Origin of the sequence: Streptomyces sp. NPDC048566, from assembly GCF_043199735.1 — a bacterium.
Taxonomy (GTDB): domain Bacteria; phylum Actinomycetota; class Actinomycetes; order Streptomycetales; family Streptomycetaceae; genus Streptomyces.
Map to the genome: position 1 here is coordinate 43,411 of NZ_JBICWL010000018.1, position 12,707 is coordinate 56,117.

General features: G+C 74.6%; 8 protein-coding genes. 1 reads left to right on the plus strand and 7 read right to left on the minus strand.

Features of this window, described 5'->3' with window-relative positions; all coding sequences use genetic code 11:
• Positions 1–10: 10 nt before the first annotated feature.
• Positions 11–424: an organic hydroperoxide resistance protein gene (locus tag ACGFS9_RS24125; RefSeq protein WP_393256054.1), complete on the plus strand. Its 414-nt coding sequence runs from the start codon at positions 11–13 to the stop codon at positions 422–424.
• A 3-nt stretch (positions 425–427) separates the two neighbouring features.
• On the opposite strand, the gene ACGFS9_RS24130 is transcribed toward ACGFS9_RS24125, so the two are convergent.
• The 7 genes from ACGFS9_RS24130 to ACGFS9_RS24160 all read right to left on the minus strand — a co-directional run bounded on the left by ACGFS9_RS24130 (position 428) and on the right by ACGFS9_RS24160 (position 12,701).
• Positions 428–2,068, minus strand: coding sequence for a hypothetical protein (locus ACGFS9_RS24130; protein ID WP_393256056.1), 1,641 nt, complete (start codon positions 2,066–2,068; stop codon positions 428–430).
• 83 nt (positions 2,069–2,151) lie between these two features.
• Entirely contained in the window at positions 2,152–3,435 is a 1,284-nt protein-coding gene (locus ACGFS9_RS24135) for a hypothetical protein (protein ID WP_393256176.1), read from the minus strand.
• A gap of 47 nt (positions 3,436–3,482) precedes the next feature.
• Positions 3,483–5,714 carry a CDP-glycerol glycerophosphotransferase family protein gene (locus ACGFS9_RS24140; RefSeq protein ID WP_393256058.1) on the minus strand — a complete coding sequence of 744 codons (2,232 nt, stop codon included), beginning with the start codon at positions 5,712–5,714 and terminating at the stop codon, positions 3,483–3,485.
• A gap of 1 nt (position 5,715) precedes the next feature.
• Positions 5,716–7,875 carry a CDP-glycerol glycerophosphotransferase family protein gene (locus ACGFS9_RS24145; RefSeq protein WP_393256060.1) on the minus strand — a complete coding sequence of 720 codons (2,160 nt, stop codon included), beginning with the start codon at positions 7,873–7,875 and terminating at the stop codon, positions 5,716–5,718.
• 122 nt (positions 7,876–7,997) lie between these two features.
• Positions 7,998–10,301 carry a CDP-glycerol glycerophosphotransferase family protein gene (locus ACGFS9_RS24150; RefSeq protein ID WP_393256062.1) on the minus strand — a complete coding sequence of 768 codons (2,304 nt, stop codon included), beginning with the start codon at positions 10,299–10,301 and terminating at the stop codon, positions 7,998–8,000.
• 151 nt (positions 10,302–10,452) lie between these two features.
• On the minus strand, positions 10,453–11,364 hold the full coding sequence (locus ACGFS9_RS24155) for a carbohydrate ABC transporter permease (protein ID WP_393256064.1): 912 nt from the start codon (positions 11,362–11,364) through the stop codon (positions 10,453–10,455).
• Positions 11,361–12,701, minus strand: coding sequence for a carbohydrate ABC transporter permease (locus tag ACGFS9_RS24160; protein ID WP_393256065.1), 1,341 nt, complete (start codon positions 12,699–12,701; stop codon positions 11,361–11,363). Before ACGFS9_RS24160 ends, ACGFS9_RS24155 begins: the two co-directional genes overlap by 4 nt.
• Positions 12,702–12,707 lie beyond the last annotated feature (6 nt).

Genomic DNA, 12,707 nt, shown 5'->3' on the forward strand with positions numbered 1-12,707 from the left:
GATGGTCCGCATGGACACGCTCTACACCGCAGTCGCCACCGCCACCCACGGCCGCGAGGGCCGTGCCGTGACCTCGGACGGCAAGCTCGACCTCCAGCTGGCGATCCCGGTGGAGATGGGCGGCAGCGGGCAGGGCACCAACCCCGAGCAGCTGTTCGCCGCCGGCTACGCCGCCTGTTTCGCGAGCGCCCTCGGCCTCGTCGGCCGTTCCGCGAAGATCGACCTGTCCGAGGCCGCCGTCACCGGCGAGGTGGGCATCGGCAAGCAGGGCGAGGGCTTCGGCCTGGCCGTCACGCTCCGCGTCGAGCTGCCCGACACCCTGGACGAGGCCACCGGCCGCAAGCTGGTCGACCAGGCCCACCAGGTCTGCCCCTACTCCAACGCCACCCGCGGCAACATCCCGGTCGAGCTCGTCGTCGAGTAGGGCTCAGCCCCCGCCGGAGCGCCCGCCCGCACCCCGCGGCCGGCGCTCCGGCGCCGGGCCCGGACCGATCCGGGCCAGCACCTCCCCGGTCTCCCGGCTCCACGCCACCACCGTCGCCTCCTCGGGAACCCGCCGCCAGCGCGTCAGCAGCAGCCAGCGGACGTGGTACCGGCGGGCGACGGCGGCGCGTTCGGCCCGCGTCGAGGCCGGGTCGAGATAGGCGCGGACCGCCGCGACCCGCCGTCGCCGCTCGCCCTCGTCGAGGGCCGGGTCGGGCCAGGCGGGCGCGGCGAGGTCCGGGCCGTAGCCCGCGATCAGGTGGACCGCGTAGTAGCCGTCGGTGATCACCGCCTCGCCGGGCTCGATGTGCCGGGCCGCCCAGTCGTACGTCGGCCAGTGCGGAGGCTGGTCGAAGCCGACCGGGTCGAGGGCGCGCGGCACCACCGCCCCGGCCTGCACGGTCAGGAAGCCGGTCAGCGCGGCGCAGGCCGCCACCACCGCCAGCAGCCGCCGCCCGCGTCGCCAGGGCCGGGGGGCCGCCAGCTCCACGCCGAGCGCGAACTGCAGCGGGACGAGCGTCAGCCCGAGGATGCGGCCGTAGGTGAAGTGCCCGCTCACCCAGCCGCCGGCCACCACCGCGCAGTCCAGCGCGAACAGCAGCACCAGCGGGTCGCGCCACCCCCGCCCGCCGGCCCGGCGGGCCCCGCGGGCGCGCAGCCACAGCGCCGGCAGGCCGGTCGGTGCCAGCCAGAAGTGGCCGGGCATCCCCGCGTACAGCCGTTCGTGCAGGGCGTCCACGCTGCGGTCGCCGGTCAGGGCGAAGACGTCGAAGTACGGCCACGCGGACGCGACGAGCAGGGCCGCCGCGCACGTCAGCAGCCACCGCCCCGCGACCGCGGGGCGCCACCCGCGCTGGACGCCGGCGACGAACGCCACCGCGCCGAGCGCCGCCGCCACCGCGGTGATCGGGTGCACGAGCAGGATCAGCCCGTACAGCACGCCCAGCCCCGCGTACCCCCAGCCGCTGCCGAGCCCGCTCGGACCCAGGAAGCGCACCGGGCCGCGGGTGCCGCCCGCCGCGAGCGTGCCCGTCCGGGCCCACGCCCAGAACGTCAGCCCGATGGCGAAGGCCGACGGATAGCCGAGGTTCCCGGTCATCGACATCAGCCCGAGGTAGCCGCTCCACCAGGCCCGCTCGGTGCCCCAGAGCAGCACCATCGCCAACAGGCACAGGACCGGCGCCCACGGCCGCGCGCTCAGCGTCCGGGTGAACCGGCCGATGCCGGTCAGCAGGACCAGCAGGTTCAGCGGGCCGGACAGCCGGACGACCGCCCAGCCGCCGAGCCCGGTCAGCCGGGCGAACGCGCCCTGCGCCACCGCGTACGGCGAGTAGTACGGACTGCCCGCACCCGGCAGGTCCGCCATCGGGTGCAGCGGATGGAGCAGATGGGCGCGCAGCCGCTCGACGACCGCCGCGTGCTGGCCCGCGTCGCAGCACAGCGGGACGCGCCAGTGTGCGAGCGTCATCACCAGCCAGAACAGGCCGCCGAACACGATGTACGGCGTGGGGCGCCAGGTGCCGCCGCCGCGCAGCGCGGTCGCGCCCCGCAGGGCCCCGCGCCGGGCGAGGACATCGGCGCTCATCGGACGACGGGACGGCGGGACGCGGCGTAAGAGGGCATTTGCCCTGTATGCCCGAACCGGTGGGACCGCTAGCCGGGATCACCTCATCGGGTGACCCCGGTGTCCCGCCGCGCCGGACCCGGCACCGTCCCCGTGACCGTCCGCCCCTCCGCCCGGACGGCCGGGTCCAGGAGCAGCGGCAGCCCCACCACCGGGAGCAGCCACAGCACCACGATCAACCGCTCGCCCCAGATGTTGATGTCCGGGTGCCCGGCCTGGTTGAGCACCCCGGTGAACGCCGCCGCCAGCAGGAACGGCGCGAACTCCCGGCGCCGGCGCAGCACGCCCCGGGCCGCCGCCAGGACGGCGGCCAAGAGCAGCGGCTCGCTCACCTGCCGGCGCAGCCACTCGATCCAGAAGGCCGTCTCCAGATGGAGGAACTCCGGCCACGGCCGGGCCCGGTCGGGGAGGGCGAAGTGGCCGGTGAGCAGATCCTGGAGACTCTCCGCCTCCGAGGGGTAGTGCAGCAGCCGCGCCAGCAGGACGGTGCCCAGCGCCGCGCAGCCCGCGACCGCCCCGAGCGTCACGAGCGGCCCGTCCCACCGCCGGGCGCGCACCAGGAGCAGCGCGCAGGCGGCGGCCAGGCACCCGCCGAGGAACAGCGCCTGCGCGTGCTTGACCGTGAACAGCACCGCGAGGCAGCCGCCGGTCAACGCGATCCCGGCCCGCGCCCGGCCCTCCACGAGCAGCGCGCAGCCCCACAGAGCGGCCAGGGTCACCGCCAGCAGCAGCCCCTCGGTCATCGGGCGCATCGCCGTCGTCCCGCACGGCAGGACCAGGAAGAGGACCTGGCCTGTCAGCGCCGCGCCGGGGGAGGCGCGCAGCGTCCGCAGCAGCAGGAAGACGAGGACGCTCCCGGCCACGGTCACGGCGACCGAGCACGCCCACAGGCCCCAGGTCACCCCGAGCACCGCCACGAACGGCATCAGCAGGGCCGGATATCCGGGCCGCACCTCGAAGATCCGCATGAAGCGGGGCGGCATGAACGGCACCGTGTGCCCCGCGGTCCGGCCGGCCGCGAGCCGCGCGGACACCGCCCGCCAGTGATCACGCCGGCACTCCTCGACGACCCGCCGGGTGGGACTGGCCCGGTGGAAGCGCACCACGTCGACGGCCTGGCCGCGGCGGGCGAGGGACGCCTTGCTCGCGCACGTGTAGTCGATCGTCCGGGTGGCGGCCTCCCGCTGGCCGGCCCCGCCCAGGGCGAGCGCGTACGACAGGTAGTTCTTGGTGTCCGGGGTGTCGCGGCCGGTGACGCCGGCGAGCTGGAGCACGGCGAACACGACGGCGATCGCCACCACCCAGCCGCGCGCCGACCGGGGCCGCAGCGCCGACCGTGCCCGGGACCACGGGGAGCGCGCGGTGGCCGGCGCGCTCACGAGGACGCGAGGAGGTCGTGTCCCGCCTGGGCGGGGAGCGCCACCGCCACCGCCGGAGCCTTTGCCGCCGGCCGTTCGCCGAGCATCAGCGTCCGCACCACCCGCTCCGCCGCCCTGCCGTCGTCGAACTCGCAGAAGCGCGACCGGAATCCGGCCCGCAGCCGCGCCGACTCGGCGTCCTCCCAGGCCCCCGATGTGAACAGGTGCTCCAACTCCGCGCGGCTGCGCGCCACATGGCCCGGGGCGTCCGCCGTGACGTCGAAGTAGGTGCCCCGGCTCGCCGCGTAGGCGCCCCAGTCGTCGGCGAGCAGCACGATCGGCCGGTCCAGGTTGGCGTAGTCGAACATCAGAGCCGAGTAGTCGGTGACGAGGGCGTCGGAGGCGAGCATCAGCTCCTCGACGTGCGGTTCGCCGGTCGCGTCGACCACCACCCCGCGGCGGTGCAGCTCGGACAGGCCCATCCCGCGGGCCGGCCCGTCCGCGAGCGAGGGGTGCAGCCGGACCACGAGGGTGTGACCCGCGCCGAGTCCGGCGGCGAACCGGGCCGGGTCGAGACGGTCGACGTACCCGCCGCGCACGTACTCCCGGCGCGTCGGCGCGTACAGCACCACCCGGTCCCCCTCCGGGATGCCGAGCCGGGCGCGGACCGCGGCCCCGGCCGCCGCGCCGGCCGTCCCGGTCCGGGCGCGCACGAGGACGTCGTTGCGCGGGCTGCCGGTGCGCAGCGAGGTGAAGTGGCACGGATAGGCGCGGTCCCAGACCAGTTCCGAGTGGCGGTTGGCGACCAGGCTGTAGTCCCAGCGGTCGGCCCGGCGCAGCATCTGCGGCACGTCGAGACCGTGCCGGGCCCCCGGCTTGCCCAGCAGGTCCGCCGCCATGAGCTTCAGCGGCGTGCCCTGGTGGGTGTGGATGTGGACGCTGCCGGGGCGCTTCACCAGCGCGCCGGGCCAGTTGACGTTGTTGACGAGGTACGTGGCGCGCGCGGTGACCCGGCGGTACTCCGGAGAGTCGAGCAGCACGTACGCGGTGTCCGGCGGCAGCAGCGCCGCCTGCTCCGCGTCGCGGACCACCCACACCCCGCGCAGCCACGGGGCGAGTTCCCGCGCCGCCGCGTACACCGCGGCGGGGTCGCCGAGCACCCCGCGGTGCGAGAACGCCGAGTACACCGCCAGCTCCGGGTCCAGGGGACGGCGCGCGTGCAGCGCCGACCGTCCGCGCCGCGCCCGCGCGGTGGCGGCCCGGCGCACCTGCCGGCCGCGCCGGCCCAGCTCGCGGCCCGCCCGGCTCGCCTGCCGCCGCAGCCGGTACACCGCGAACCCCTGCTCCAGGACACGCAGTTCGCCGGGCACGGGCCCGCTCTTGTGGGCGCGCAGCAGCGCGGCGGTCCGCCGGAAGAACTCGGCCTTGTCCTGCTCCGGCAGCCGGTCCGGCTTGGACAGGATGTCGAGACAGTGCTCGCCCATCTTGTGGTGCAGGTAGGGGCGCCAGCCGGACAGCTCGGGCCGCGCGTCGACGAACGCGAAGACCCGCTCGTACTGGTCGTGGATGTCGAAGTGCTTGCGGCTGGTGGTGGACAGGATGTTGCCCTGGCGGCGCTGCCGGTAGGCGAGGCAGATCCGGTCCAGCGCCGCGATCCGCCGGGCGCTGAGCATCACCGGGAAGGTCCACGGCGTGTCCTCGTAGTAGCCGGGCGGGAAGGCGAAGCCCTCCCGCTCGACGAACTCCCGCCGGTAGACCTTGTTCCACACCACCATCAGCAGGTCCAGGATCTCGGGGTGCTCGGACGCCGTGAAGGTGCCGGCGCCGGCCTCCGCGAGCACCCGGGCCAGCACGTTGCGGCGGGTGCCGCCCCACCAGTAGGTGCGGGCGTAGTCGAAGACCAGCACGTCCGGATCGCCGGTCTCCTCCAGCCGGTCGGCGACGGCGCGCAGCGCGCCGGGCGTGAGCGTGTCGTCGCTGTCCAGGAAGAGCAGGTAGTCGCCGGTGGCCGACGGCATGCCCGCGTTGCGGGCGCGGCCCAGCCCCACGTTCTCCGGCAGGTGCAGCACCCGCACCCGCGGGTCGCGGGCCGCGAACTCGTCGAGGATCGCCCCGCAGCCGTCCGGGGAGCAGTCGTCGACGGCGATCACCTCCAAGTCCGGGTACGACTGCTCCAGGACCGAGTCGAGGCACTCGCGCAGAAAGCCCTGCACCTTGAAGACGGGGACGATGACGCTGAAACGGGGCACGTCAGCTCCTTACGAGTGTGGACGCGGCGGGAGCCGGACGGCGGTCGGCGAGCGGCAGGACGGGCGGGATCGCCTCGGGCGGTTCGCCGAGCAGCACCCGGCGGACGACCCGCTCGGCCGCCCTGCCGTCGTCGAACGGGCAGAACCGCTCGCGGAACCGGGCCCGCAGGGCCGTCGCCTCCGCGTCCGCGTAGGAGCCGTCGGCGAAGAGCGCGGCCAGCTCCCGCGGGGTGCGCGCGACCCGGCCGGGCGGCTCCCGCATCACGTCGAAGTAGACGCCCCGCGTCTCCCGGTACACCTCCCAGTCGTCCGCGTACACGACGACCGGGCGGTCCAGGTTGGCGTAGTCGAACATGATCGACGAGTAGTCCGTGATCAGCGCGTCGGCGGCCAGGCAGACGTCCTCGGAGGAGCGGTGCCCGGTCACGTCGATGATCCGTCTCGAGCCGCGCCCGCCGCCCTGGTCGTAGAAGTAGTGGGCGCGCAGCAGCACCACGAACCGCTCGCCGACCGCCTCGCAGAACTCCTCCAGGTCCAGGCGGGACGCGAAGCCCGTGCTGTGGTCGCGGTGGGTGGGCGCGTACAGCAGGGCCGTGCGGCCCTCGGGCACCCCGAGCCGCTCACGGACCCGGGCCACGTCCTCGGCACCCGCCGTGCAGTACACGTCGTTGCGCGGATAGCCGTACTCCAGCGCCTCGTAGCCGCCGGGGAAGGCCCGCTCCCACATCTGCGTGGAGTGGTGGTTGGAGGAGAGGTTGTAGTCCCAGCGGTCCACCCGCGCCAGCAGCCTGGTGAAGCTGCCGGTGGCGGCGGCCACCACCGGATACGTCGACTGGTCGACGCCCATCTTCTTCAGCGGGGTGCCGTGCTGCGTCTGGAGGTGCACGCTCCCCGGCCGCTTCACCACCGCGTCCGCGAAGTTGGCGTTGTTGATCAGGTACTTGGCGCGGGCCAGCACCTCCCAGGAGCGCCGGCTGCCGATCACCGCGTGCTCCACGTCCCGCGGCACCGAGTCCACCGCGTCCGGCTCGACCAGGAACACCGACCGGATGTGCGGGGCGAGTTCGCGGGCCTTGGCGTGGATCGCGGCCGGGTTGCAGGCGTATCCGCGGCCCCAGTACGCGCAGTACACGGCGAGGTTCTCGTCGAGCGGGCGGCGCAGCTGGAGCGCGTAGTGCAGGCGGGTGCGCGACAGGCGCGGGCGCGGCACCCGGCGGGCCAGCCCGGCCGCGGCCCGGTTGGCCAGCCGCAGCGCCCGGAAGGCAGTGTAGGCGCCCGCCGCGAGCAGCCGGTGCTGCATGCCCAGGCTGCCGCCGGGCAGCCGGAAGCCGGCCGGGCGGTGGCGCCGGTGGAGCCGGCCCGCGCGGCGGAAGAAGGCCCGCCGGCTGCGCGCCGGAACGCGGGTCGGATGCGCCGCCGTCTTCAGCACCAGGGCGAAGAGGCGGCCGAACAGCGCCCGGGACCGCTCGGCGGGCACCGGCTGCGCGGCGATGCGGTCCAGCACCCGCTCCACCTGGTCGAGGAGGGCGAGATGGTGCTCGCCGGGCGCGTTGAGCCGGCTGCCCTGACGGCGCTGCCGGTGCCGGACGCACACCGTGGGCACCACCGCCCCGCGCCCCGCGGCCAGCGTCACCAGACCGCCCCAGCCCACGTCCGTGAACGGGCCCTCGGGAAAGGCCAGTCCGTGCTCGACGAGGAACGCGCGACGGTAGGCCGCGCTCCAGGCCGGCACCTGCGTGCCGAGCGCCTCGGGGGCCGTGTCCAGCGGTGGCGTGCCCGCCTCCCCCTCCCACCAGTGCAGCCGCTGGTGCCCGAAGCGCACGACGTCCGCTCCGGCGGGCAGCCCGGCGTCCAGCGCGCCGAGTGCGCCCGGGGCCAGCTCGTCGTCCCCGTCGAGGAAGAGCACGTACTCGCCGGTCGCCGCCGCGAGCCCGGCGTTGCGGGCGCCGCTCAGGCCGTCCTCGGGAGGCGAGGAGACCGGCACCACCCGGGAGTCGCGGGCCGCGTGGCCGGCGACGACCGCGGCGGCCGGGGAGTCCGGCCCGTCGACGACCGGGATCAGCTCGACGTCGGCGAAGGGCTGGCCGAGGACCGAGTCCAGCGCGTCGGAGAGGCGGCCGGCGACGTTGAAGGCGGGCACGATGACGCTGAAGCGGGGCATGCTGTTCTTTCTCTCGGGGGCGCCGGACGGGGGTCTCACCGCCCGGGTCGCCCGCTCGGCCGCCACGTGGTGGGCCGGGTGGGCGTGGGCCGCGACGGGCCGGAGGGCACGGGGACTCCGGCTCAGAGCTGCTCGGTCAGCGGGCCGGCACCCCCCGGCGCCGGGACGGCGGCCTGCGGCCCCACCGGAGCCGGCCGCGCCAGCGGGCCCCTGCCGCGCTGTGCCGCCGCCGCGGCCGAGGGCACCGGGCGGCGCTCGGCGAGCGGCAGGAACGACGGCAGCCCGGCCGTCTCCCCGAGCACCACCCGCCGCACCACCCGTTCGGCGGCCCGCCCGTCGTCGTACGGGCAGAACCGCTCGCGGAACGCGGCCCGCAGCTGGGCCGAGCGCGAGCCCCGCCAGTGTCCGGTCGCGAAGATGTCGATCAGCTCGTCCTCGCTGCGCGCGACCGCGCCCGGCGGGAAGGCGCGCAGGTCGAAGTAGGTGCCGCGGGCCGCCTCGTAGGCGTCCCAGTCGTCGGCGTGCACGACGATCGGCCGGTCCAGGCCGGCGTAGTCGAACATCAGGGACGAGTAGTCGGTGACCAGCGCGTCGGAGGCCAGGCAGAGCGACTCCACGCTCGGATGGTCCGACACGTCGAGGACCCGGCCGCCGGGGGCGCCGGCCGGCGGCGGCGCCCCGTACCGGTGGTGGGCGCGGTCGAGGATCACGAACGGCGGCCCCAGCCGGCGCAGCACCCGCTCCAGGTCCAGGGAGCGGTGCGGCCCGCTCCGGTAGTCGCGGTAGGTCGGCGCGTACAGCACGGCGACCGCGTCCTCGGGGATGCCCAGCGAGGCGCGCAGCCGGCCGACGTCGGCCGGCGTCGCCTGCTGGAACACGTCGGTGCGGGGCATCCCGTACTCCAGCGTCTCGTACGCGGAGGGGAAGGCCCGCTCCCAGACCAGCGTGGAGTGGCGGTTGGCGGACAGGCAGTAGTCCCACGTGTCGACGCCGCGCAGGAGTTCGGCGAAGTCCGTGCCGCCCGCGGCGGCCGGGCGGTCCCGCACGTCGAGCCCCATCCGCTTGAGCGGGGTCCCGGCCTGGGTCTGGATCAGCACCTGGCCCCGCCGCTTCACCAGAGCGCCGTCGAAGCCGGTGTTGCTCACCAGGTACTTGGAGCGGGCCAGGGCCGTCCAGTACCCGGCGGTCCCCGGCCGCAGCCGGCCGGTGGCCGCCGGGATCGTGTGCTGGTGCTCGCGGTGGGCGATCCACGCGGTCCGCACGTGCGGTGCGAACGCGCGGAACGCCGACTCCAGCGCCCCCGGATTGCAGCCGTGGCCCCGGCCCCGGTGGCTGGAGAACACCGCGCGGTCGGCGCGCAGCGGCAGCCGCAGCTGCGTCCGGTAGTGCAGGCGGAGCGCGGCGGCCCGCGCCGCGCGCAGCACGGCCCCGGCCGGCCGCGCCGCCCGCCTGCGGGCCCGCGCCAGCACCGCCAGCAGCCGGTACGTGCGGTACGGGCCGAACCTGACCAGGGCGTGCCGCAGCCGGGGCCGCAGCCCGGAGACGGAGACCGGGACGCGGTGGCGCCGGTAGTGGGCGCGCGCCGTGCGCAGGAACTCGGCGCGCGCCGCGCGCGGCAGCCGGTCGCGCCGGGCGAACACCGTCGCGAGGTGGTCGACCATCCGGCCGAACAGCAGCGGGCGCCAGCGCTCCAGCTCCGGGTGGGCGGCCAGATACGCGAACACCCGGTCGTACTGCTCGAAGACGTCGAAGTGCTTGCGGCTGCTGGTGCCCAGGATGCTGCCGTGCCGCCGCTGGCGGTAGTGCACGCACACCCGGTCGAGGGTCGCGATCGTCCCCGCCGACATCATCGCCGGATACGTCCAGGGCGTGTCCTCGTAGTACCCGGGCGGGAAGGCGAGTTGCTCCCGCTCGACGAACTCCCGGCGGTACGCCTTGTTCCACACGACCATCAGCAGCCGCAGGAGCCCGGGCCGCTCGTCGAGGCGGAACGGGGCCGGGCCGTCCTCGGCCAGCTCCGCCGCGAGCTGGTTGCGCCGCACCTCGCCGGACCAGTAGGTGCGCGCGTAGTCGTAGACCAGCACGTCCGGTCCGTCGGTCTCCTTCAGCCGCTCCGCGATCGCGTGCAGGGCGTCGGGGGCCAGGGTGTCGTCGCCGTCCAGGAAGATCAGGTAGTCGCCCGCCGCGTGCTCGATCCCGGCGTTGCGGGCGCGGCCGAGCCCCACGTTCCGCGACAGGTGCACCGCGCGCACACGGGCGTCGCGGGCCGCGAACTCCTCGATCAGCGCGCCGCAGGCGTCCGGCGAGCAGTCGTCCACGGCGATGAGTTCGAGGTCCGGGAAGGACTGTCCGAGCACCGACTCCAGGCACTCGGGCAGGTACGCCTGAACCTTGTACGCGGGGACGATGACACTGAACCGGGGCACGGGACATCCATGGGTCGGCGCGGGCATACCTGCCCGGGAACGGCCGAAGGGGTGACTTGGTTACGCCGGATGCGGCATCCGGGGGACGCCCGGTGAACGACGAGGGGCGGGCCGGTGTCCGGCCCGCCCCCCACCTGCGCCGATGGCCCGTCTACTTGACCGCGCCGGCCATCACCCCGGAGACGAACTGCCGCTGGAACGCGAAGAACACGGCGAGCGGGATGACCATGGAGATGAAGGCGCCCGGCGCCAGCACGTCGATGTTGTTGCCGAACTGGCGTACCTGCGTCTGGAGGGCGACGGTGATGGGCTGGCTCCCCGAGTCGGAGAACACCAGCGCGACGAGCATGTCGTTCCACACCCACAGGAACTGGAAGATGCCGAGCGAGGCGATGGCGGGGCCGCCCAGCGGCATCACGACCCGCGCGAACAGCCGCAGTTCGCCCGCGCCGTCCAGCCGGGCCGCCTCCAGCAGCTCGCGCGGGATCTCCGCGAAGAAGTTCCGCAGCAGGAACACCGCGAACGGCAGGCCGTAGCCGACGTGGAAGAGGACCACGCCCACGACCGACCCGAAGATGCCGATCTTCCCGAAGAGTTCGGCGATCGGGAGGAGCGCCACCTGCACCGGCACCACCAGCAGCCCCACCACGCCGAGGAACCACCAGTCGCGGCCGGGGAACTCCATCCAGGCGAAGGCGTATCCCGCCAGCGCGCCGATGACCACGACGAGCAGGGTCGCGGGCACCGTGATCAGCACCGTGTTGAGCAGCGAGTCGGTGATGTCGCTGTTCTCCAGGAGCTTCTGGTAGCTGTCGAGGGTGAGCTGGGAGGGAGCCTGGAAGACCTTCCACCAGCCGCTCGCGTTCATGTCCTGCGGCGTGCGCAGCGAGGACAGCAGCAGTCCGAGCGTGGGCACCAGCCAGAACAGGCCGACCAGCAGCAGGAAGACCCGGACCGCACCGCCGCCGACCGCGCCCACGATCCGGGAGCCGAGCGAGGGCCGAGCGGCGTCCGCCGCCGCGGCGGACGCCGTGTTCGCGAGACCTTCGGCCTGCGCCGTCATCGCCGCACCTCCCGTCGCAGCCTGCGGACGTTGAACAGCATCACCGGGATCACGAGCAGCAGCAGGAACACCGCGATCGCGCTCGCGATGCCCGGCTGGTCCTCCGCGAACCCCTTCCGGTACAGCTCCAGGGCCAGCACGTTCGCGTCGTCCTGGGAGGAGCCGGGAGCGATGATGAAGACCAGGTCGAACACCTTCAGCACGTTGATCATCAACGTCACGGCGACCACCGCGAGGACCGGCGCGAGCAGCGGCACGGTGACCCGGCGGAACACCTGCCACTCGTTGGCCCCGTCGACCCGCGCCGCCTCCAGCAGTTCGCGCGGCACACCGGCCAGGCCCGCCGCGATCAGCACCATCGCGAAGCCCGCCCACATCCAGACGTACGAGCCGATGATGGCGGGGGTGACCAGCGACGGGCCCAGCCAGTCGAGCCCGTTGTACGGCTCCTTGAAGTTGTCCGCCGGGAGCCGCAGCCGGGCCCCGTCGGCGTCACCGGAGAGGGTGAACGTGCCGTCGTCCGCGACCGTCGCCGAGTCGACGACCTTGCCGTCCTTGACCGCCTCGACCCGCATCCCGGAGTAGCCCAGCTCGCCCGGGTCCACCCGGCCGAGCCGGCCGACGCCCTTGCCGCGCGTGAAGTCCTGCCAGGCCGTGCCGGTGACCTTGCCCGGGTCGGTGGCCGCCCGGACCGCCTTCCTCGCGCCGTCCGGCATCCGGTCCGGGGCGACGCCCACCAGGGGAAGGGCGACCGACTGCCCGGCCCGCACGGTGTCCCGGGTGACGAACCCGCCCTTCTCCGGCGTGAGCGGCGACTCGCGTCCGGGGTGGGCTCGGGGGAACGCCGAGGCCGGGGCGAACGTGTCGTGCACCCCCACCCACACCGCGTTCGCCACGCCCTTGTCCGGGTCCTGGTCGTAGACCAGCCGGAAGATGATCCCCGAGGCCAGCATCGAGATCGCCATCGGCATGAAGACGACCAGCTTGAACGCCGTTCCCCAGCTGACCCGTTCGGTCAGCACCGCGAAGATCAGCCCGAGCGCGGTCGCGACCGTGGGGGCGAACACCACCCAGATCACGTTGTTCTTCAGCGCCGTGCGGATGCCGTCGTCGCTGAACAGCGCCTTGTAGTTGTCGATCCCGGCGAACCCGTCGCCGGACTGGTCGTAGAAGCTGCGCACGACCGAGTACCCGATCGGGTAGACCACGAGCGCGCCGAGCAGCACCAGTGCGGGCAGCAGGAACAGGGCCGCCACCGTGGCGCGGGTGCCCGTCACGCTCTTGCGTTGACGGGCCGGGGGCGCCGGTGCGGCGCCCCCGGCCGTTGCCGATGCCATCGCCCG